Source organism: Mycobacterium sp. DBP42, from assembly GCF_005924235.1.
Taxonomy (GTDB): Bacteria; Actinomycetota; Actinomycetes; order Mycobacteriales; family Mycobacteriaceae; genus Mycobacterium; species Mycobacterium syngnathidarum.
In genome coordinates this window covers 24,152-44,675 of record NZ_VCMY01000045.1, presented here as the reverse complement: position 1 = coordinate 44,675, position 20,524 = coordinate 24,152, and the positions used below count along the sequence as shown (strand labels likewise).

Genomic DNA, 20,524 nt, shown 5'->3' with positions numbered 1-20,524 from the left:
GAGGTGAAGTTCACCGATACCAACAAGCCCAACGGCCAGATCTGGGCCGGCGGGGGCGGGGGCACCGGCTCGGGATCCGCATGGGCCACCGCGGGCAGCGCAACGGCCGCGGCGGTCGCACCGGTCATCGCAACCAGCGCCAGCTTCTTCGACAGACCTCTGCGCCGATGTGACATCGCATCCGACTCGTCCATGGGGAAGAAACTACCGTGTTACGGCCGTGACGCAAGTGTGAGTTGCTCTTAGAGTGCCAAAAAGTATGATTGCGACAGATGGGATATCTGCAGCTGAACGGCAGCTTGCCTGATTGCTGGCACACGAGTGCGCCGGGCGCCACGCCGGGCTTGGCAACCCACCTTCGCCACCCGCGGTGTCGACACCCTCAACCCGTGATTCGGATGCGCGGGCGCGGGCGTTACCGCCTCAGGCCATTCAACTTCCCGCACCCGCGGCGTGGACCGCGACCTCCTGGGCCTTCACCGAGAAAAACACCGTGTCCCCCGGTGCGAGGCCCAGCTCGGCGGCCGACTCGGCAGTGATGTCAGCAGCCAGGCCCGGTGCGCCGTCGGACTGATCGTCGGCCCGCACCCGGATGCCGGGCCCGCGGCTGTCGAGCTCGGCGACCGTCACCGCCACGGTGTTGCGCGGACTCCCATGCGGTTCGTGGCGGTACACCGCGACAGATGCCGGCGAGAACACCGCGACCACCGGCACACCGGGCGCCACCTCAGCCGCCGCCGTACCGTGCCACTTCGAGCCCGACTCGGTGGTCACCACGCCAGGTCCGCCCGCCGTACCGCTGATCAGGTTCACCCCGGCGAATCGGGCGCCGAAGGGACTCTTCGGTGCCGCCAACACCTCTGCAGCAGAACCACTTTCGACGATCCTGCCCCCATCGACCACGAGCACGCGGTCGGCCAGGGTCAGTACGTCGAGCAAGTCATGGGTGATCAGCAGCGCACACCTGCCATCGTGTGCCAGCACCCGCCGCAGCACCTTGCGCATCGATGCCGCCACCGCCACGTCCAGACCTGCCATGGGTTCATCGAGCAACAGCACCGCGGGGTCCGCGGCCAAGGCCCGGGCCAGGGCGACCCGCTGAGCCTGTCCCCCAGACAACTGCCGTGGCCGGCGGTGGGCCAGATCAGTGGCATCGACCTCGGCCAACCACCGGTGAGCGGTCGCGTAGGCGGCACGCCGACCCAACCGGCCTCCGCTGCGGGCAGCGAAAGCCACGTTGGCCGCAACGCTCAAATGCGGGAACAACAGGGAGTCCTGCAACAACAGCCCGACGCGGCGGGCATGCGTGGGCACCTGGACACCCGCCGCCGTGTCGGTCAGCACCCGATCGCCCACCCGGATGTGTCCGGCGTCCAGGCCGACCAATCCGGCTATGGCATGCAGGGTGGTCGACTTGCCCGCCCCGTTGGGGCCCAGTATCGCCAGCACCTGGCCGGCCCCAACACCGAATTCCAGGTCCAGGCGGCGGCTTTCGAGGACAGCGCGCACCTGCAGCATCATCTCCGGCGTCATGTCCAACCACCCGCCCGCAGCCGACGGCTGCCCAGCCCGATGACCACCACGGCCGCCACCGCGACCAAGAGCACCGACAACGCCACGGCGGCGTCGGCGTCGCTTTCGCGCTGCAGGTAGATCTCCAGCGGAAGGGTCCGGGTGACACCCTGCCTCGATCCGGCGAACGTCAGCGTGGCGCCGAACTCCCCGAGGGCGCGCGCGAAGGCCAACACGGCTCCCGACATCAGGCCCGGTCCCAGCAGCGGCAGGGTCACCCGCCACCACACCTTTGCCGGCGTGGCACCCAACGTCGAGGCCACCACCTCGTATTCGGTGCCGGCGGTGCGGGCCGCGCCTTCCAGCGAGATGACCAGAAACGGCAACGACACGAACGTCTGCGCCAGCACGACCGCCACCGTGGTGAAAGCGATCTGCACCCCGGCCCCCTCCAGGTACCGGCCGACCAGGCCGAGCCTGCCGAAGGCGTACAGCAGGGCGATGCCGCCCACCACCGGCGGCAGCACGAGCGGCAGCAAGATCAACGGTCGGGCGATCCGGGTGACGGGCCCGTCGGTGCGGGCCAGCACCAACGCGAGCGGCACCCCGAACAGCACGCACAGCACCGTGCTGGCCAGGGAGGTTTGCAGACTGAGCTTCAGTGCCGCGGTAGACGACGGGCTGGAGATCAGCGACCCGAATCGCGGCCAGTCCACCTTTGCCACCATCGCCACCAGGGGCAGCACGACGAAGATCGCGCCCACCACGGCCGGGAAATATGTCCAGCGCGGTAGCCGTGGCGGAATCGTCACAATGCGACCTCACGGACCGTGCCGACGCAGGTGAGAGCGCTGGGTCGGATCATCTCCGCAACCTTATGTGAGCCCGCGTTTGGCGCGTCGAGTTTCCTGTCCTAGCTACTGTCCAGTAACATTGGCCGTTGGTCGCCCCGTCCGGTGCGGCGATCCCGGGTACATGGAGGTACATCATGGCGGAGGTGCTGGTCACCGGCGGCGACACTGAACTCGGCCGCACCATTGCGGCGGGTTTCCTCGACGCGGGCCACAACGTGGTCATCGCCGGCGCCCGTCGCGAGGATCTGGAATTGGCCGCCAAGCAACTCGACGTCGCGTCGATCGTGTTCGACAACACCGATCCCGCGAGTCTCGAGAGTGCCCGCACGCTGTTCCCCCACCACCTCGACACCCTGGTCAACGTCCCGGCCCCGTTGTTCGAGGCCAAGGATCCCCGCACGTTCACCCTCACCGACCTGGCCACCGCGTGGCGCAACGCGCTCGATGCCACCGTGGTCTCGGCGGCGCTGACCGTACAGATCGTCGGCGACCACCTGCGTTCGGGCGGTTCGATCATCAACATCGTGCCCGCGAGCCCGCGTGAGGGCAGTGCCGAAGCTGCCGTCAAGGCGGCGCTGGCCGATTGGACCACCGGTCAGGCCGCATACTTCGGTACCCGCGGAATCACCGTCAACGCCGTCGCCCCGGGCTTGTCCGCCGATCCGGGCTACGACGGCCTGGGCGCCACGCCGCCGTCGGTTGCTGACGAATTCGCCCGCCTTGCAGTGTTTTTGAGCACTCCGGCGGCTCGCCACATCACGGGACAGACGATGCACGTCAGCCGTGGTTCGATGGCAACTCTGGGATAGCGCGCTAGGGTCGGAGAAGTGACAATCCGACTCGGACTCCAGATCCCCAACTTTTCCTACGGCACCGGCGTTTCCGAACTCTTCCCGACCGTCATCGCCCAGGCCCGCGAGGCCGAGGCGGCCGGGTTCGATTCGGTGTTCGTGATGGACCACTTCTACCAACTGCCTGGCCTCGGCACGCCCGACCAGCCGATGCTGGAGGCCTACACCGCGCTCGGTGCGCTGGCTTCCGCAACACAGCAGGTGCAGCTCGGCACGCTGGTCACCGGCAATACCTACCGAAACCCGACGCTGCTGGCCAAGGCCATCACCACCCTCGACGTGGTGAGCGCAGGCCGGGCCGTTCTCGGCATCGGAACCGGCTGGTTCGAACTCGAACACGACAGCCTCGGCTTCGAATTCGGCACCTTCACCGAGCGATTCAAGAAGCTCGATGAGGCACTGCAGATCATTTTGCCGATGCTCGAGGGCAAGCGCGCGACGTTCAGCGGCACCTACTACCGCACCCAGGAGGCCTTCGCCGAACCGCGCTTCCGCGACCACATCCCGCTGATGATCGGCGGCAGCGGCGAGAAGAAGACCATCCCGCTGGCGGCCCGGCACTTCGACCACCTCAACATCATCGCGGGCTTCGACGAATTGCCCCGCAAGCTCGACGTGATCCGGCAGCAGTGCGAACAGATCGACCGGGACCCGGCGACCCTGGAGACCAGCATGCTGGTGGTCGCCCTGATCGGCGAGCAGTTCACCGCCGACGCCATACCGCCCGATTTCCAGCAGCGCGCGGTGTTCGGCAGCGCCGCGCAGATCGCCGAACAGCTCAAGACCAGGCTCTTCGACACCGGGGTCGACGGGGTCATCCTCAGTCCGGTGACCATGGGTGGCTACGTACCCGGCGGCATCACCGCCGTGGCCGAAGAGTTGAAACCACTGATATCCGGGTAAACACTCGGGTCGGTTGGCCATCTCGCCGCACAGGCGGGAATCGTGCCGACTAACCTGATTGTTATTACGAGTGGCAAACACGTCCGCGAGGAGCAGCAATGAGCCATCCCGGAGCTACGGCATCGGATCGGCATAGAGTAGTCATCATCGGATCGGGTTTCGGCGGTCTCACCGCTGCCAAGACCCTCAAGCGTGCCGACGTCGACGTCAAGCTGATCGCCCGCACCACCCACCACCTGTTCCAACCGCTGCTGTACCAGGTGGCCACCGGCATCATCTCCGAGGGCGAGATCGCGCCGGCCACCCGCGTGATCCTGCGCAAGCAGAAGAATGCCCAGGTGTTGTTGGGCGACGTCACTCACATCGATCTGGAGCAGCAGACCGTGGATTCGGTGCTGCTCGGCCACACCTACTCCACCCCGTACGACAGCCTCATCATCGCCGCCGGGGCCGGCCAGTCCTACTTCGGCAACGATCATTTCGCCGAGTTCGCTCCCGGTATGAAGTCCATCGACGATGCGCTGGAACTGCGCGGCCGTATCCTCGGCGCGTTCGAACAGGCCGAGCGTTCCAGCGATCCGGTGCGCCGCGCCAAACTGCTGACCTTCACCGTGGTCGGCGCTGGTCCGACCGGTGTCGAAATGGCCGGGCAGATCGCCGAATTGTCTGATCAGACGCTGCACGGCAGCTTCCGCCACATCGATCCGACCGAGGCCCGAGTGATCCTGCTCGACGCCGCACCGGCAGTGCTGCCGCCCATGGGTGAGAAGCTCGGCTGCAAGGCGCGGGAACGTCTGGAGAAGATGGGGGTCGAAGTTCAGCTCGGCGCCATGGTCACCGATGTCGACCGAAACGGGCTCACCGTCAAAGATTCCGACGGCACGATCCGCCGCATCGAATCGGCTTGCAAGGTGTGGTCGGCAGGTGTCTCGGCCAGCCCGCTGGGTAAAGATCTCGCCGAGCAGTCCGGGGTCGAGCTCGACCGGGCCGGTCGGGTCAAGGTGCAGCCGGACCTGACGTTGCCGGGCCATCCGAACGTGTTCGTCGTCGGTGACATGGCCGCCGTGGACGGGGTGCCCGGCGTCGCCCAGGGCGCGATCCAGGGTGGCCGGTACGCGGCCAAGCTGATCAAGCGCGAAGTCGCCGGTACCAGCCCCAAGATCCGGTCGCCGTTCGAATACTGGGACAAGGGCTCGATGGCCACGGTGTCGCGGTTCTCGGCGGTGGCCAAAGTCGGCAAGCTGGAGTTCGCCGGGTTCTTCGCCTGGTTGTGCTGGCTGGTGCTGCACCTGGTGTACCTGGTCGGATTCAAGACCAAGCTGGTGACCCTGTTGTCCTGGGGTGTGACGTTCCTGAGCACCAAGCGCGGACAGCTCACCATCACCGAACAGCAGGCGTACGCCCGCACCAGGATCGAAGAACTCGAGGAGATCGCGGCTTCCGTGCAGGAAACCGAGAGAGCGGCCTCCTAGCCCACCTCGGTTTCCGGTGGTAGCCGGTCTCCTTGCCAGGTGGCCAGGCTGCCGCCCCGAGCCAGCGCCAGAATGGATCCGGCGGCCTCGAACGAGGTTGCCGGATAACGCAGTTCGCTGACGCAGGCCCGTGGCGCGGTGAGTATGTCGTCCCCCACGGCTCCGTGACCGAGTTCGATGCGATGACGCAGCAACGGCGCCGAGCCGATGTCGGCGTGCACTGCCGACGACCAGAACCCGTCGCGCTCACCGGATCTGCCGACCTGCACCCGCTCACGAATCCGCACCCACGCTGACTCGGTGAGTTGCAGTCGCGTGTCGGTGTGATGGACCGAGCCACCGGCCACCACGGTCGGCTGCGGATCCAGGTCCAAACTACCGGCGATCTCGAGTTCCCAATGCGCTGCCGACTGCACTGTGCGGCCGCCGGGCAGCACCATGGTGGCCGCGGCGGTACGGATCCGCAGCCGTGCACCGGATTCCACCACCAACCGCACCGTGAGGGTGTCGCCGCCGAGCGGCGTTGCAGCCGTGGAGACCAGATGTACCGTATCGGGCTCGGTGCAGCGCCCCGCGAGCCCACCGCGCGCCTCGATCCGCGGTAACCGCCCCGGCGAGGCGGCAATCACCACGCGCGCGTGCATCAGGCCGGCGAGGGCTGGGCAAGCGTCAGCTGCTCGCGCACCCAGGCCAGCACGGGACCCGCGGTCGGATCCGCGGTCAGCGAGATGAGCTCCGTCGGCCGCTGCCCCCTGGCCTTGGCGGCGTCGCGGCGCATCACCTCCAGATCTGCACCCACCAGCGGCGCCAGATCAGTCTTGTTGACCACCAAAAGGTCCGAGTACGTCACGCCGGGCCCACCTTTGCGCGGCACCTTGTCTCCCCCGGCCACGTCGACGACGAAGATCTGCACGTCCACCAGCCCCGACGAGAACGTGGCGGTGAGGTTGTCGCCACCGGACTCGACGAGGATCAGGTCCAACGGTGGGTTCGCCTCGATCAGGTCGTCGATCGCGTCGAGGTTGGCGGTGATGTCGTCGCGGATCGCGGTGTGCGGGCAGCCTCCGGTCTGGACCGCGGCGATCCGCTCGTCGGGCAGGACCGCGTGCCTGCGCAGGAAGTCGGCGTCCTCGGTGGTGTAGATGTCGTTGGTCAACACCGCCAGCGACAACTCGTCACGCAGCTGCCTGCTCAGCGCGGCCACCAGTGCGGTCTTGCCGGACCCGACCGGCCCGCCGACGCCGATGCGCAGCGGCTCGCCGGGCCGACGCACCCGCTTGGGCCGGTCGACGTGGGTGTGGGGTTCGCCGTCGAGGAAATGCGGTGGCATGGTGGACCTTTCGGTTATGTGACAGAGGTGGGTTACGAGACGAACAACGGCCGGTCTCGTTCGGTGTGGCGCTGCGCCAGGACGTCGAGCAGTGGGTCGGACAGATCTGCCAGCCCGGTGACCGCCTCGGCCGCCACCGCGTCACACAGCCCGGAGAGCTCGAAAGTCAGCGCCGCGACATCGGCGGGGTCCAATGCCAGTAGCCGCTGCGCGGCGGTGGCCGATCCGGTCATGGTGGTGTACACCAGCGACAGCGCGGTCTGGCCGTCATCCAGCTCGGCGGCAGACGCAACGGTCCCGGCCGCGACCGGTAGGTGAGGCCGGGACCCGAGCGCGTCCCACGACTGCTGTGGCCACACCCGGCGCGCCAGCCGGACCAATCCGCGCCCCTGGGCACGCGAGGCTTCGCGGGCCGCCGGAGCCGGTGTGCGAGCATCGGTTTCGGCGTCGGCGTACTCGGGGTCGAGGGTTCCGCTACGGACCGCCACCGCGATCGAGGCGGCCACCTTCCCGCTGGTCCGCAGCCGCCGGATCAGAAAGGCGCGCAACGTGGCGAGGTCGGTCAGCAGACCGCTGGTGATTGCCTCCTCGACACCGCCGGAGTGCACGTGACCGCCGGTCGGCAACCGTGAGTCGGCCAGGGTCAGAAGCGTCGCCAGGCTGCTCATCTAGAACAGGAAATATCGTTGGGCCATGGGCAGTTCGACCGCGGGCTGCTCCTGCCACACCTGCCCGTCGATCCGGACCGTGAAGGTGTCCGGCTCGACCTCGATGCGTGGCAATGCGTCGTTCATCGGCATCTGCGCCTTGCCGACGCGGCGAACATTCTTGACCGCGACCAACTTCCGGCGAATATCCACGCGTGCAGCCAGGCCGTCTTCGATCGCCTGCGGTGCGACGAAGTGGACCGATGTGGCGGCCGCGGTGGCCGGGGCCGCGCCAAACATCGGCCGCGGCAACACCGGCTGCGGGGTCGGGATGGAAGCATTGGCGTCACCCATCGCGGCCCAGGCGATCATGCCGCCCTTGACCACCGCGTGCGGGCGGACCCCGAAGAATGCCGGTTCCCACAGCACGAGGTCGGCGAGCTTGCCGACCTCGACAGAACCGACCTCATCGTCGAGGCCGTGCGCGATGGCCGGGCAGATGGTGTATTTCGCGACGTATCGGCGGACGCGATTGTTGTCGGCTGCTCCGTCGCCGTCGAGAGCGCCACGCCTGCGCTTCATCACATGCGCGGTCTGCCAAGTCCGCAGCACCACTTCACCGACCCGGCCCATGGCCTGAGAGTCGCTGCCGATCATCGAGATGGCCCCGATGTCGTGGAGCAGATCTTCGGCCGCGATCGTCGACGGCCGGATCCGGCTCTCGGCGAACGCCAGGTCCTCGGGCACGCTCGGGTTCAGATGGTGGCACACCATGAGCATGTCGAGGTGCTCGTCGAGGGTGTTGACCGTGTGCGGACGAGTCGGATTGGTCGAGCTGGGAAGCACATTCGGGTGCGCGGCGACGGTGATGATGTCGGGTGCGTGTCCGCCACCGGCGCCTTCGGTGTGATACGCGTGGATGCCGCGGCCCTTGATGGCGGCCAGCGTGTCCTCGACGAAACCCGCCTCGTTGAGGGTGTCGGTGTGGATGTTGACCTGCACGCCGGCGGCTTCGGCGACCGTGAGGCAGGCGTCGATGGCAGCCGGCGTGGTGCCCCAATCCTCGTGCAGCTTGAATCCCGCTGCGCCACCGCGTAACTGCTCCCACATCGCGTCGGAACTGACGGTGTTTCCCTTGCCGAGCAACGCGACGTTGAGCGGCCAGGAGTCCAGGGATTCCAGCATCCTGGCCAGGTGCCAGGCGCCCGGGGTGACCGTGGTGGCCTTGCTGCCCTCGGCCGGGCCGGTGCCGCCGGCCACGATCGTGGTGATGCCGCTGCAGAGCGCCTCTTCCAAGATCTGTGGACAGATCAGGTGGACATGACAGTCGATGGCCCCGGCGGTCAGGATCCGGCCGTTGCCGGCGATGATCTCGGTCGAGGGTCCGACGACCAGGCCCGGGTGCACACCGGTCATGATGTCGGGGTTACCGGCCTTGCCGATGGCCACGATGCGACCGTCGCGGATCCCGACGTCTGCCTTGATGATTCCCCAGTGGTCGATGATCACCGCGCCGGTGATGACGGTGTCGGGTGCCCCGTCGGCACGGGTGGCCCTCGACTGGCCCATCGACTCGCGCAGCACCTTGCCGCCGCCGAACACCGCCTCGTCACCGGCTCGGCCCGGGCCTCCGCTGCGGTCCTCGGTGATCTCGATGAACAGGTCGGTGTCGGCCAGCCGGATCCGGTCCCCCGTGGTGGGGCCGAACAGCGCCGCGTAGCGGGCCCTGGTCAATTCGGTCATGTGGTTCCCAATCGGCCGGGCGGGTCGAGACTGATGCCGTGAACTTCACCCGTACCGCCGAGCGGAACAAGTGAAATTTGTTGGGCTATCCCGGGTTCGAAGCGAACCGCGGTTCCGGCCGGGATGTCGAGCCGGTGCCCGCGGGCAGCGGACCGGTCGAATTCCAGAGCCGAGTTGGCTTGCGGCAGATGCACATGGCTGCCGACCTGTACCGGCCGGTCACCGGTGTTGACGACGTCGAGCGTCAACCGCGGCGCACCGGCATTGAGTGCGATATCACCGTCACCGAACACGATCTCACCGGGGATCACAGGGATGCCTCAAGCGATCGGGTGGTGCACGGTGACCAGCTTGGTGCCGTCCGGAAATGTGGCTTCGGCCTGCACGTCGTCCAGCATCTCGGGCACTCCCTCCATGACCTGCTCGCGCGTGAGCACTTCACGTCCACTCACCATCAACTCGGCGACCGTCCGACCGTCGCGGGCACCTTCGAGCAGATGATCGGTGATCACTGCGACGGCTTCCGGATGGTTGAGCAGCAGGCCGCGAGCCTGCCTGCGCCGCGCCAGTTCCGCGGCATAGGAGATGAGCAGACGATCCTGCTCGTGCGGGGTCAAACGCATAGTGGGCGATCCTGCCATGACGAGCGAGGTTCGGCAGCGCTCACAGTCGCGCCCGGTGGGCTACTCGGGGATGTTCTGCAGCCGCACCTGTCCGCGGGCCACGAGTTTGCCGTTTTCGTCGGTGATCGTGATCAGCCACAACTGCTGACGCCGGCCTCGGTGGATGGGCTGAGAGATCGCAGTAACCGTCCCCGACCCGATCGCACGCAGGAAATCGGTGTTGTTGTTGACGCCGACCACGGTGCCGCCGCCGTTCTCCGAGAGCCAGATATGGCCGGACACACTGGCCAGGCTTTCGACGATCGAGCAGTACACGCCGCCGTGCACGATGCCCCACGGCTGCAACAGCTTGTCGTGGATGGTCAGTTGTGCGCGGGCGCCGTCAGGGGTGAGCTCTAGATAGGTCAGGCCCAGTTCGGAGTCGAATCCCTGGCCCAGCTGTTCGGTGAAATCAGTGGTCACAGTCCTCGTGTCTACACGCCGTATTGCCACAAAGATGCGGGCGGGTCCCGCGTGTAACACGCGGGACCCGCCCTCGAGCGGACCGGGGGTCTCTGCAGCCCTCAGGACTCCGGCACGGTCCGTTGGTCTCGTAGTTCCATACTAGGCAAGGCTACCCTAATTAAGCAAGACCTTCCCGGCCCGGCCCGAGCCCCGGACCGGCAGGCCGAATCCGACCAGGGCGTCGAGTACCGCCTGGCTGCGCCGCATGCTGACCACCTCACTGGAGCCGGCGAGCAGCGGGACCTGGGTTGCCGCGCCGACAACCGCCGCCCCCACCAGGTGCCACATGGCTGCCGCCGACATGGCGCCGTCGCTGATCTCGACCAGCCGGGAGAAAAGCGGCTCCAGTGCACGATGGCTGCGGTGCGCCACCCAGGTGGTCAGCGCGGCCTCGCTGGGCAACGCGACGATCCCGTCGTGGCTCGCGCTGGCGATCCGGGCCGCGCGGCCCGAGTAATAGGGATCTCCCGGCAGGCATCGCAGCGTCGGATCGACAACACCCACCCAATCGATCGCCCCCTCGGAATCGACATGGACCCAGAGGTTCTCCAGGCCGGTGTCCCAGGCGCGTCCCTCCAGCGCCAACAGCGGCACCACCCGGCCGATCACCACATGGATGAAGGTCGCGGCCAACTGCTGGGCGACGGCCGCGCGGTTGCCCGTCTCGGCCATCGCGGCGTCGAACATGCCGTGCAACCGATCCGCGGACAACGCCTCGGCCAGCGGCCACCACCGCCGCCGCGACAAGTCGCCCACCACGGCCACGCCGTAGACCCGGGGACATTCCGGGTACAGCTCGCGCAGGCGCCGGCTCGACTCATGCAGCGGCAGCGTCCGCTCGATGGCCATGCCCGCGATCAGCGGGTCGTCGATCAAGACCGTCATGCCACCTCCGAAGGCTCCAGTTTCACTTAGGTTAGCCTTACTATAGTCACGTGCACGACGAGAGCTACCCCCTGTGACTCGATTCACAGCAGACCCCATATATGGCGCTGACCTCGCCCTAAACGGCAGTACACGCAGGTCCGCCCACCGACGCCAAACTGATACGACGCGCGGTAGTAAGCCCGTAGTACGCTGGCGTTACTGCTCAGGAGAGAACGGAACATGGCCAAATTGACGCGTCTCGGGGAGCTTGAGCGCGAGGTGATGGATCACCTGTGGTCCGCACCCGAACCCCAAACAGTGCGCCAAGTCCACGAGGCGCTGGCCGCCCGCCGCGACTTGGCCTACACCACGATCATGACCGTGCTGCAAAGACTGGCGAAGAAGAACCTCGTCGTGCAGCACCGCGATGACCGCGCGCACCGCTACGCACCCACCCATGGGCGCGACGAGCTGGTCGCCGGACTGATGGTCGATGCCCTCGATCAGGCCGCGGACTCGGGCAGCCGCCAGGCCGCACTGGTTCATTTCGTCGAGAGAGTCGGCGTCGACGAAGCCCGGGCCCTGCGTCGGGCCCTTGCTGAACTGGAGAACAAACACCACCTGCCCCCACCGGCTGGTAATTCCGGTACTGCCTGAGAGAGACTTACGGCGTGTCCGCGCTGGCCTTCACCCTCCTCGCACTGGCCCTGGTGGGGCCAGTGCCCGCGGTGTTGGCCCGTTCGTCCTGGCCACTGCGCGCCCCTCGGGCGGCAATCGTCCTGTGGCAGTCGATCGCATTGGCCGCCGTGCTGTCGGCGTTCTCGGCCGGTATCGCGATCGCGAGCCGCCTGTTCGTACCCGGCCCCGACGGTCGGCCCACGGCCACCATCACCAGCGAGATAGAGGCTCTCGGTTGGCCGTTGTGGCTGCTGCTCGTCGTGGTGTTCACCCTGACGCTGTTCATCGGCGGTCGGCTGTGCGTGGCCGTGATCCAGGTGGCGGTGGCCACGCGTCGCCGCCGCGCCCATCACCGCATGATGGTCGACCTGCTCAGCAAGTCGCGCGATGCGGTCCCGACCCACCTCTGTACGGCTCACCGCCCGCTCGCCGGCGACGGGCTGCGCATCCTCGACGTCGCGCAGCCTCTCGCCTACTGTCTGCCCGGCGTCCGCAGTCGCGTCGTGGTCAGTGAGGGAACACTGACCACGTTGGCCGACAACGAAGTCGCCGCGATCCTCACCCACGAGCGGGCCCATCTGCGCGCCCGCCATGATCTGGTGCTTGAGATGTTCACCGCCGTCCACGCCGCCTTCCCCCGGTTCGTGCGCAGTGCCAATGCGCTGGACGCGGTCCGCCTGCTGATCGAGCTGCTCGCCGACGACGCCGCGGTACGCACCGCCGGCCCCACCCCCCTGGCCCGGGCCCTGGTCGCCTGCGCGAACGGTCGCACACCCTCCGGTGCGCTGGCCGCCGGTGGGCCGACCACCGTGATCCGGGTGCGGCGTCTCGGCGGCAAGCCCAACAGCGTGGCCATGGCCGTCACCGCCTACCTGACCGCGGCCGCCGTCCTGGTGGTGCCCACCATCGCCGTCGCAGTCCCCTGGCTCACCGAGCTTCACCGCCTGTTCTCCGGACTCGGATAACGCTCTGCACAACAGGCGTTCAGCTACAACAAAACAACGAAAGGCTGCTGCATGAGCAAAACCAGCACTTCCGGCACGGCACAGATCGGGGTCACCGGCCTGGCTGTGATGGGCTCCAATCTCGCTCGCAACTTCGCCCACCACGGCTATACCGTCGCCCTGCACAACCGCTCGGTCGCCAAAACGGATGCGCTGCTGGCCGAACACGGTTCGGAAGGCACGTTCGTGCGCAGTGAGACGATCGCAGAATTCCTCGATGCCCTGGAGAAACCACGCCGGGTGATCATCATGGTCAAGGCCGGCGATCCCACTGATGCGGTGATCAACGAACTGGCCGATGCCATGGAGCCCGGCGACATCATCATCGACGGCGGCAACGCCCTCTACACCGACACCATCCGCCGGGAGAAGGCTGTCCGCGAGCGCGGCCTGCACTTCGTCGGTGCGGGTATCTCCGGCGGCGAGGAGGGCGCGCTCAACGGCCCGTCGATCATGCCGGGCGGGCCCGCCGAGTCCTACAAGTCGCTCGGCCCGCTGCTCGAGGAGATCTCTGCCCACGTGGACGGTGTGCCGTGCTGCACCCACATCGGACCCGACGGGGCCGGGCACTTCGTCAAGATGGTGCACAACGGCATCGAGTACTCCGACATGCAGCTCATCGGCGAGGCCTACCAGCTGCTGCGCGACGGTCTGGGCAAGTCCGCGCCCGAGATCGCCGATGTCTTCACCGAGTGGAACAAGGGTGACCTGGACAGCTACCTGGTGGAAATCACCGCCGAGGTGCTCAGGCAGGTGGACGCCAAGACGGGCAAGCCCCTGGTCGACGTGATCGTGGACGAAGCCGAGCAGAAGGGCACCGGACGCTGGACGGTCAAGTCCGCCCTCGACCTCGGCGTGCCCGTGACCGGCATCGCCGAGGCGGTGTTCGCCCGCGCCCTGTCGGGTTCGGTACCCCAGCGCAAGGCCACCACCGGTCTGGCCTCCGGCGATCTCGGTGAAAAGCCCACGGATGCAGCACAGTTCACCGAAGACATTCGCCAGGCCCTGTACGCCTCGAAGATCATCGCCTACGCCCAGGGCTTCAACCAGATCCAGGCGGGCAGTGCCGAGTACAACTGGGGCATCACCCCCGGTGACATGGCCACCATCTGGCGTGGCGGCTGCATCATCCGGGCCAAGTTTCTCAACCGGATCAAAGAGGCATTCGACGCTGAGCCCGATCTGGCCACGCTGCTGGCCGCCCCGTACTTCCGCAGCGCGGTGGAGGCGGGGATCGACAGCTGGCGGCGCGTGGTGGTGACCGCCACCCAGCTGGGTATCCCGGTCCCCGGCTTCGCCTCGGCACTGTCCTACTACGACGCGCTGCGCACCGAACGGCTGCCCGCGGCGCTGACCCAGGGGCTGCGCGACTTCTTCGGCGCGCACACCTATGGGCGCACCGATGCCGAGCCGGGTCAGAAGTTCCACACCCTCTGGAGCGGCGACCGCAGCGAAGTGCCTGCCTAGATTCACAGCGCGAGCAGACGCAAACTCGCACAAATTCGTCCGCAAACGTGCGAGTTTGCGTCTGCTCGCCGGGAGAACCCGCGCCACTAGACTCTGGGGTGTGAGGTTTCTGAACGGACACATCCCGCCGTACGACCTGACCTACAACGACGTCTTCGTCGTCCCGGGACGGTCGGAGGTGGCGTCGCGGTTCGACGTCGACCTGTCCACCAACGACGGATCCGGCACCACCATCCCGGTGGTGGTGGCGAACATGACGGCGGTGGCGGGCCGGCGGATGGCCGAGACCATCGCCCGGCGCGGCGGCATCGTGGTGCTGCCGCAGGACCTGCCGAGCACCGTGGTCGCCGAGACGGTTCAGTTCGTCAAGAGCCGCGACCTGGTGGTGGACACGCCCGTGACCTTGAGTCCGGACGACTCGGTGTCCGACGCCACGGCGTTGCTGCACAAGCGCGCGCACGGTGCTGCGGTGGTGGTGTTCGAGGGGCGCCCGATCGGGCTGGTGACCGAGTCCGGTTGCTCCGGGGTGGACCGGTTCGCCCGGATCCGTGACGTGGCGGTGCCCGACTTCGTCACCGCGCCGGTGGGCACCGACCCGAGGAAGGTGTTCGACCTCCTCGAGCACGCTCCCATCGACCTCGCGGTGCTCACCGAGGCAGACGGTTCGCTGGCCGGAGTGCTGACCCGCACCGCTGCGGTGCGGGCCGGCATCTACCCGCCCGCCGTCGACGCAGCCGGAAAGCTGCGTACCGCCGCGGCCGTGGGCATCAACGGCGACGTGGGGGCGAAAGCCCGCGCGCTGGCCGAGGCCGGCGTGGACCTGCTGGTGATCGACACCGCCCACGGTCATCAGGTCAAGATGCTCGACGCCATCAAGACGGTGGCCGCCCTGAATCTCGGCCTGCCGCTGGCGGCGGGCAACGTGGTCTCCGCCGAAGGCACCCGCGACCTCATCGAAGCCGGCGCGTCGATCGTGAAGGTGGGCGTCGGCCCCGGAGCGATGTGCACCACCCGGATGATGACCGGCGTGGGCCGGCCGCAGTTCTCCGCGGTAGTCGAATGTGCCGCTGCGGCAAAGGAACTCGGCGCCCATGTGTGGGCTGACGGCGGCGTGCGGCATCCGCGTGACGTGGCACTGGCGCTTGCCGCGGGGGCGTCGAACGTGATGATCGGCTCCTGGTTCGCCGGCACCTACGAGTCGCCCGGCGATCTGCTGCACGACCGGGAGGAGCGCCCGTACAAGGAGAGCTACGGCATGGCCTCCAAGCGCGCCGTGGCCGCCCGGACCGGCGGGGACAGCCAGTTCGACCGGGCCCGCAAGGCCCTGTTCGAGGAGGGCATCTCCTCGTCTCGGATGAGCTTGGACCCAGGCCGTGGCGGTGTCGAGGACCTGCTCGATCACATCACCTCGGGAGTGCGCAGCACCTGCACCTACGTGGGCGCCACCAACCTCGCCGAGCTGCACGAGAAGGTGGTCCTCGGGGTGCAGTCGGCCGCCGGATTCGCCGAGGGGCATCCGCTACCGACGGGCTGGTAATCGGCCGGGTCGCGATACTATTGGGGTCCTGAGTACAGCGAGTGGCCGGTGTCGTACCGCACGTCGGCCCGCTCGATCAGATCGAACGAAAGGGTTCACGTGCCGCAGGCACCCACCGAGGCCTCCGGTTCTGAACCGGCCTTCCGGGTGGAAAATCAGTCACTTCTCAGCGCCGAAGCTGACGACCCCCCTTCTAGTCAGCCGGGCCCCGGGCCCGGCGCAGCACTGGTGAGGACCTGATGGGCGGCTCGACGGACGTGATTCTGTCCTTGCTGTCGATCCTGGCGATCGTCCTGCTCACCTTCGGCACCGCGGTGTTCGTGGCCGCCGAGTTCTCTCTGACCGCACTCGAGCGCAGCACGGTGGAGGCCAACGCCCGCTCCGGCGACCGCCGTGACCACATGGTCCGCCGCGCGCACCGCACGCTGTCCTTCCAGCTCTCCGGGGCCCAGGTCGGTATCTCCATCACCACCCTGGCCACCGGTTATCTGGCCGAACCGGTCGTCGGAGAGCTGATCCGGCCAGGCCTCGACGCCCTCGGCATCCCCGCCAGATTCGCTGGTGGGTTGTCCCTGTTTCTTGCGGTGCTCATCGCGACCTCGCTGTCGATGGTGTTCGGCGAGCTCGTCCCCAAGAACCTGGCGGTGGCCCGCCCGGTGCCGACCGCCCGCGCCGCCGCACCGCCCCAACTGCTGTTCTCGATGTTGTTCACCCCGGTCATCCGGCTGACCAACGGCACCGCCAACTGGATCCTGCGCCGGCTGGGCATCGAGCCGGCCGAAGAACTTCGGTCGGCACGCTCGGCCCAGGAGCTGGCGTCGCTGGTGCGCAATTCCGCCCGCAGCGGCTCGCTTGACCCGTCCACCGCGTTGCTGGTGCACCGCTCGCTGCAGTTCGGCGAGCGTTCCGCCGAGGAACTGATGACCCCGCGCTCCAAGATCGAAGTCCTCGATGCGGGCGGTTCGGTGATCGACCTGATGAACGCCGCGATCCGCACCGGCTACTCCCGATTCCCGATCGTGGAGGGCGACCTCGACGAGACCATCGGCGTCGTCCACATCAAGCAGGTCTTCACGATTCCGCGTGAAGACCGGGACAAGACCCGGCTGGCCGCACTGGCACTGCCGGTGGCGACGGTGCCGTCCACGCTCGACGGCGATGCCGTGATGACTCAGATCCGGGCGAACGGGTTGCAAACCGCGCTCGTCGTCGACGAGTACGGCGGCACCGCGGGCATGGTGACGGTCGAGGACCTGATCGAGGAGATCGTCGGCGACGTGCGCGACGAGCATGACGACGCCACGCCCGATGTGGTGCCGGCCGGAGAAGGCTGGCAGGTGTCCGGGCTGCTTCGGATCGACGAGGTGGCGACGGGCACCGGATTCCGCGCATCCGAAGGCGAATACGAAACCATCGGGGGTCTGGTCCTGCAGGAACTCGGGCACATACCAGAGCCCGGCGAATCCGTGGAGCTCACGGCTTTCGATCCCGACGGAGATCCCGACAAGCCGACGCACTGGCTGGCCACCGTGGTGCGGATGGACGGCCGCCGGATCGACCTGCTCGAACTGACCAGCCTCGGCAATCGGGAGACCGGCCATGGGTGACATCCTCGGCGTGCTGTTGACTGTGCTGCTGTTGGCGGCCAACGCGTTCTTCGTGGCCGCGGAGTTCGCGCTGATCTCGGCCCGCCGGGACCGGCTGCAGGCACTGGCCGAACAGGGTAAACGCAGCGCGGTCACCGTGATTCGGGCCGGCGAGCACCTTTCGTTGATGCTGGCCGGCTCTCAGCTGGGCATCACGATCTGTTCGATCCTGCTGGGCCGCGTGGGCGAACCGGCCGTCGCGCATCTGTTGGAAAAACCGTTCGCGCTGGTCGGGGTGACCGATGCCGTGCTGCACACGGTCTCGTTCTTCGTCGCGCTGGCGATCGTGGTGATCCTGCACGTACTGCTCGGCGAGATGGTGCCGAAGAACATCGCCATCGCCGGCCCCGAGACCGCCGCGATGCTGCTGATCCCGCCCTACCTGGTTTACATCCGGGCGGCCCGGCCGTTCATCGCGTTCTACAACTGGTGTGCCAACGCCACCTTGCGGGCGTTCCGGGTGGAACCCAAGGACGAGCTCGAATCGGCCGTGTCGACCGTCGAACTGTCGGAGATGATCGCCGAGTCAGTATCTGAAGGCCTGCTCGACAGCGAGGAGCACGGCCGGCTCACCCGGGCCTTGCAGACCCGCAGCCGCACCGTCAGCGATGTCGCGATGCCATTGAAGAACATTCACGCGATCCGGACGGCGGCGCCTTCTTCCGGGCCGACCGTGGGCGATGTGGAGCGCGCCCTCACCGAAACCGGTTACTCCCGCTTCCCGGTGGCGGATTCGACCGGCGAGTTCATCGGTTATCTGCACATCAAAGATGTGCTGCCGCACATCAACGACCCAGATACGGTGCTGGACCTGTCCATGGTGCGTCCGCTGCCTCGGATCCCGGCCTCGACGCCGTTGCCTGACGCGCTGTCGCGGATGCGGCGCACGAACAGCCACCTCGCTCTGGTGACGGGAGCCGACGACACGGTGACCGCGATGGTGGCGTTGGAGGACCTGGTCGAGGATCTGGTCGGCACGGTGCGTGACGGCACGCACCGGATCTGAGCGGCGGGCCTATCCGGCTGGTTGGGCCAGCAGCCCACACAGGATCAGGTCGGCCAGATCGGTGGCCGCACGTTGGACCGCTTCCTCTGTGTCATCGATCCCCCGCACGCACACGGCGTACATGGCGGCCCCGCCGATCGCATCCATGACCGTGTCGACATCGAGGTGCCGGCGGGCTAGTCCCTGTGCGGCAGCGTCGTCCACGAGCGACGCGAGCTGGGTGCGCGCGGCAGCGTCGAGCCGCTCGGTCATCAGCCGGCGGATGCCGGAGTCCGCACGCAGTTCGGTCAGCAAACCCGGAATCGACTCGCGCACAGCGGGATCGCGGAACAGTAGGTAGGCGCCGCGACACAGCCGAGTGATCTCGGCGGCGATGTCGTCGCTGGGCGCGGCCGGGTCCAGATCCGGGAATACCGCTTCGTGGACCAGAAGGGCCTTGGATTTCCATCTGCGGTAGATGGTCGGCCGGCTGACGCCCGCGGTGGTGGCGATCAGGTCGATGGATGTCGCCGCGTAGCCGCGGTCAACCAGCAGCTTCCGGGTGGTGGCCAGCACCGCCTCGTCGATCGACGGGTCCGGGCGTGATCCCTGCCGCCGATGGCGACTGCCGGCAGGTGTGTCCACGCTGTCTCCTCACATCGCCGGGCGGTCAGCCGAGTCTGGCACACCGCGCAGTCGCGGTGCCGTCACCACCTATTGCCATGGTGCCAGATTTGTTGTTACATAGTGTAACAACAAATCCGTGATGGAGGACCAGTGAACGAGACTGCAACCAAGCCGATTTCGGCTGAAGCATGGGTGGCCACCGCGCTCGGTGATCCGGCGAAGGTCCTGGAACGTCAGACCGTGGAAGTCCGGGCGCCGGGCCCTGGCGAGGTGCGGGTGGCTGTACGGGCCTTCTGCCTGAACTTCAACGACATCGACGTGATCCAGGGCCGCTACACGACCATGCCGCTGCAGCCGCCGTTCATCCCCGGTATGGAGGCCGTCGGCGTCGTCGAGAGCGCCGGCCTCGGCGCCGAGCACCTGGTGGGCAGGCGCATCGTGGGCATCCCGTCGATGGCCTTCGGCGGGTATGCCTCATACGCCATCGTCGACGCCGCAACCGCGCTCGAGCTCCCGGACTGGATCAGCGATGGCGACGGCGCCGCCCTGCACTATCCGTTCCATCTGGGCTGGTTCGCACTCAAGGAGCGGGGCCGGCTCAAGCCCGGCGAGACGCTGCTGGTGCACGCGGCGGCCGGCGGAACCGGGTCGGGCGCACTGGTGCTCGGCAAGGCGCTCGGTGCGCGGGTGATCGCCACCGCGGGCAGCGACGAGAAGCTCGAGTTCTGCCGGCAGCTCGGCGCCGACCACGCCGTCAACTACCGCAACGGTGACTGGGTCGAGCAGGTCATGGACCTCACCTACGGCCGCGGCGTGGATGTCGCGTTCGACGCCGTGGGCGGCAGCGTCACCACCGCCACCTTCCGCTGCATGGGCCTCAACGGCCGGCATCTGATGGCGGGATTCGCCGAGGACATCGCGCTGGAGGACGGTGACTACATCTCGCCGCGGCCCATCGCCTACGGCAACTTCGACGTGTGCGGGGTCTGCCTGGTCTACGTGACCGACCCGCTCGCGGTCCGTCGCACCCTCGGATTCAACTGGCCCGCCCGTTCCGAGGGGCTCGACGCTCACGTCAAGCTGCTGGAAATGCTGCGCACCGGCGCGATCAGCACCGTGATCGGCGCCGAGGTGGCGTGGGCCGACCTGCCCGCACAACTGGAGCGGATGCAGGCGCGCCAGACCACGGGCCGCCTGGTGGTCACCACCGGCGCACACGATTGAGCCCTCACCTCCACAGGTAGGCTCGAGCCGCACGGCGGCGACGGGCCACC

Annotated in this window: 22 protein-coding genes; 10 read left to right on the top strand and 12 right to left on the bottom strand. The window is 67.6% G+C overall.

Going from position 1 to position 20,524, the window contains the following annotated elements; translation table 11 throughout:
- From E0T84_RS26965 to E0T84_RS26955, 3 genes are all read right to left on the bottom strand, one after another.
- Window positions 1–194 (bottom strand): alanine and proline-rich secreted protein Apa (locus tag E0T84_RS26965; RefSeq protein ID WP_249383755.1); only part of this gene is annotated, 194 nt, incomplete at its 3' end.
- A 238-nt stretch (window positions 195–432) separates the two neighbouring features.
- Entirely contained in the window at window positions 433–1,533 is a 1,101-nt protein-coding gene (locus tag E0T84_RS26960) for a sulfate/molybdate ABC transporter ATP-binding protein (RefSeq protein WP_138746029.1), read from the bottom strand.
- A complete protein-coding gene (locus E0T84_RS26955) occupies window positions 1,530–2,324 on the bottom strand; it encodes an ABC transporter permease (RefSeq protein ID WP_138746028.1) in 795 nt (264 codons plus the stop codon). Before E0T84_RS26955 ends, E0T84_RS26960 begins: the two co-directional genes overlap by 4 nt.
- A 176-nt stretch (window positions 2,325–2,500) precedes the next feature.
- Between E0T84_RS26955 and E0T84_RS26950 the strand changes: the two genes are divergently transcribed.
- The 3 genes from E0T84_RS26950 to E0T84_RS26940 all read left to right on the top strand — a co-directional run bounded on the left by E0T84_RS26950 (window position 2,501) and on the right by E0T84_RS26940 (window position 5,592).
- On the top strand, window positions 2,501–3,175 hold the full coding sequence (locus tag E0T84_RS26950; protein ID WP_070946163.1) for an SDR family oxidoreductase: 675 nt from the start codon (window positions 2,501–2,503) through the stop codon (window positions 3,173–3,175).
- 18 nt (window positions 3,176–3,193) lie between these two features.
- Window positions 3,194–4,120, top strand: a complete 927-nt coding sequence (locus E0T84_RS26945) for an LLM class F420-dependent oxidoreductase (RefSeq protein ID WP_070186481.1) — start codon at window positions 3,194–3,196, stop codon at window positions 4,118–4,120.
- A gap of 98 nt (window positions 4,121–4,218) precedes the next feature.
- On the top strand, window positions 4,219–5,592 hold the full coding sequence (locus tag E0T84_RS26940; RefSeq protein ID WP_138746027.1) for an NAD(P)/FAD-dependent oxidoreductase: 1,374 nt from the start codon (window positions 4,219–4,221) through the stop codon (window positions 5,590–5,592).
- Here the strand turns inward: E0T84_RS26940 and E0T84_RS26935 are convergent.
- The 8 genes from E0T84_RS26935 to E0T84_RS26900 form a co-directional block, all read right to left on the bottom strand.
- The gene (locus E0T84_RS26935) at window positions 5,589–6,236 is read right to left on the bottom strand and encodes an urease accessory protein UreD (protein WP_138746026.1); all 648 of its coding nucleotides are present in this window, start codon (window positions 6,234–6,236) and stop codon (window positions 5,589–5,591) included. The two genes, E0T84_RS26940 and E0T84_RS26935, sit on opposite strands and share 4 nt — an antisense overlap.
- Window positions 6,236–6,922, bottom strand: a complete 687-nt coding sequence (gene ureG, locus E0T84_RS26930) for an urease accessory protein UreG (protein WP_070186484.1) — start codon at window positions 6,920–6,922, stop codon at window positions 6,236–6,238. Before ureG ends, E0T84_RS26935 begins: the two co-directional genes overlap by 1 nt.
- 32 nt (window positions 6,923–6,954) lie before the next feature.
- Window positions 6,955–7,590, bottom strand: a complete 636-nt coding sequence (locus E0T84_RS26925) for an urease accessory protein UreF (RefSeq protein WP_070946161.1) — start codon at window positions 7,588–7,590, stop codon at window positions 6,955–6,957.
- Window positions 7,591–9,312, bottom strand: a complete 1,722-nt coding sequence (locus E0T84_RS26920) for an urease subunit alpha (RefSeq protein ID WP_138746025.1) — start codon at window positions 9,310–9,312, stop codon at window positions 7,591–7,593.
- Window positions 9,309–9,623, bottom strand: a complete 315-nt coding sequence (locus tag E0T84_RS26915; protein ID WP_070946159.1) for an urease subunit beta — start codon at window positions 9,621–9,623, stop codon at window positions 9,309–9,311. Before E0T84_RS26915 ends, E0T84_RS26920 begins: the two co-directional genes overlap by 4 nt.
- Before the next feature lie 9 nt (window positions 9,624–9,632).
- Window positions 9,633–9,935 (bottom strand): urease subunit gamma, encoded by a 303-nt coding sequence (locus E0T84_RS26910; protein ID WP_070186488.1) that lies wholly within the window; start codon window positions 9,933–9,935, stop codon window positions 9,633–9,635.
- A gap of 60 nt (window positions 9,936–9,995) precedes the next feature.
- Complete coding sequence (locus E0T84_RS26905; protein ID WP_070946158.1) at window positions 9,996–10,397, bottom strand: PaaI family thioesterase; 402 nt, start codon at window positions 10,395–10,397, stop codon at window positions 9,996–9,998.
- Between the two features lie 156 nt (window positions 10,398–10,553).
- A complete protein-coding gene (locus tag E0T84_RS26900) occupies window positions 10,554–11,324 on the bottom strand; it encodes an iron reductase (RefSeq protein ID WP_070946157.1) in 771 nt (256 codons plus the stop codon).
- Between the two features lie 222 nt (window positions 11,325–11,546).
- Between E0T84_RS26900 and E0T84_RS26895 the strand changes: the two genes are divergently transcribed.
- The 6 genes from E0T84_RS26895 (at window position 11,547) to E0T84_RS26870 (ending at window position 18,644) form a co-directional block, all read left to right on the top strand.
- Window positions 11,547–11,963, top strand: coding sequence for a BlaI/MecI/CopY family transcriptional regulator (locus E0T84_RS26895; RefSeq protein WP_070186491.1), 417 nt, complete (start codon window positions 11,547–11,549; stop codon window positions 11,961–11,963).
- Window positions 11,964–11,977: 14 nt separating this feature from the next.
- Window positions 11,978–12,949, top strand: coding sequence for a M56 family metallopeptidase (locus E0T84_RS26890; protein WP_070186492.1), 972 nt, complete (start codon window positions 11,978–11,980; stop codon window positions 12,947–12,949).
- A 51-nt stretch (window positions 12,950–13,000) separates the two neighbouring features.
- Entirely contained in the window at window positions 13,001–14,455 is a 1,455-nt protein-coding gene (gene gndA / locus E0T84_RS26885) for an NADP-dependent phosphogluconate dehydrogenase (RefSeq protein ID WP_138746024.1), read from the top strand.
- Between the two features lie 100 nt (window positions 14,456–14,555).
- Window positions 14,556–15,992 carry a GuaB1 family IMP dehydrogenase-related protein gene (locus E0T84_RS26880; protein WP_070186494.1) on the top strand — a complete coding sequence of 479 codons (1,437 nt, stop codon included), beginning with the start codon at window positions 14,556–14,558 and terminating at the stop codon, window positions 15,990–15,992.
- A gap of 239 nt (window positions 15,993–16,231) precedes the next feature.
- Entirely contained in the window at window positions 16,232–17,599 is a 1,368-nt protein-coding gene (locus E0T84_RS26875; RefSeq protein ID WP_138746023.1) for a hemolysin family protein, read from the top strand.
- Window positions 17,592–18,644, top strand: coding sequence for a hemolysin family protein (locus E0T84_RS26870; RefSeq protein ID WP_070186496.1), 1,053 nt, complete (start codon window positions 17,592–17,594; stop codon window positions 18,642–18,644). Before E0T84_RS26875 ends, E0T84_RS26870 begins: the two co-directional genes overlap by 8 nt.
- Window positions 18,645–18,653: 9 nt before the next feature.
- Here the strand turns inward: E0T84_RS26870 and E0T84_RS26865 are convergent, their stop codons facing one another.
- Window positions 18,654–19,268: a TetR/AcrR family transcriptional regulator gene (locus E0T84_RS26865; protein WP_138746022.1), complete on the bottom strand. Its 615-nt coding sequence runs from the start codon at window positions 19,266–19,268 to the stop codon at window positions 18,654–18,656.
- 132 nt (window positions 19,269–19,400) lie between these two features.
- On the opposite strand from E0T84_RS26865, the gene E0T84_RS26860 reads away from it, so the two are divergent.
- Window positions 19,401–20,474 (top strand): zinc-binding dehydrogenase, encoded by a 1,074-nt coding sequence (locus tag E0T84_RS26860; RefSeq protein WP_138746021.1) that lies wholly within the window; start codon window positions 19,401–19,403, stop codon window positions 20,472–20,474.
- Window positions 20,475–20,524: the final 50 nt, after the last annotated feature.

Bases quoted from the DNA above. Each gene is read 5' to 3' on its own strand.
- E0T84_RS26960 (WP_138746029.1), bottom strand. From the start codon at position 1,533: ATGACGCCGGAGATGATGCTGCAGGTGCGCGCTGTCCTCGAAAGCCGC.
- E0T84_RS26950 (WP_070946163.1), top strand. From the start codon at position 2,501: ATGGCGGAGGTGCTGGTCACCGGCGGCGACACTGAACTCGGCCGCACC.
- E0T84_RS26940 (WP_138746027.1), top strand. From the start codon at position 4,219: ATGAGCCATCCCGGAGCTACGGCATCGGATCGGCATAGAGTAGTCATC.
- E0T84_RS26935 (WP_138746026.1), bottom strand. From the start codon at position 6,236: ATGCACGCGCGCGTGGTGATTGCCGCCTCGCCGGGGCGGTTACCGCGG.
- ureG (WP_070186484.1), bottom strand. From the start codon at position 6,922: ATGCCACCGCATTTCCTCGACGGCGAACCCCACACCCACGTCGACCGG.
- E0T84_RS26925 (WP_070946161.1), bottom strand. From the start codon at position 7,590: ATGAGCAGCCTGGCGACGCTTCTGACCCTGGCCGACTCACGGTTGCCG.
- E0T84_RS26920 (WP_138746025.1), bottom strand. From the start codon at position 9,312: ATGACCGAATTGACCAGGGCCCGCTACGCGGCGCTGTTCGGCCCCACC.
- E0T84_RS26910 (WP_070186488.1), bottom strand. From the start codon at position 9,935: ATGCGTTTGACCCCGCACGAGCAGGATCGTCTGCTCATCTCCTATGCC.
- E0T84_RS26900 (WP_070946157.1), bottom strand. From the start codon at position 11,324: ATGACGGTCTTGATCGACGACCCGCTGATCGCGGGCATGGCCATCGAG.
- E0T84_RS26895 (WP_070186491.1), top strand. From the start codon at position 11,547: ATGGCCAAATTGACGCGTCTCGGGGAGCTTGAGCGCGAGGTGATGGAT.
- gndA (WP_138746024.1), top strand. From the start codon at position 13,001: ATGAGCAAAACCAGCACTTCCGGCACGGCACAGATCGGGGTCACCGGC.
- E0T84_RS26875 (WP_138746023.1), top strand. From the start codon at position 16,232: ATGGGCGGCTCGACGGACGTGATTCTGTCCTTGCTGTCGATCCTGGCG.
- E0T84_RS26870 (WP_070186496.1), top strand. From the start codon at position 17,592: ATGGGTGACATCCTCGGCGTGCTGTTGACTGTGCTGCTGTTGGCGGCC.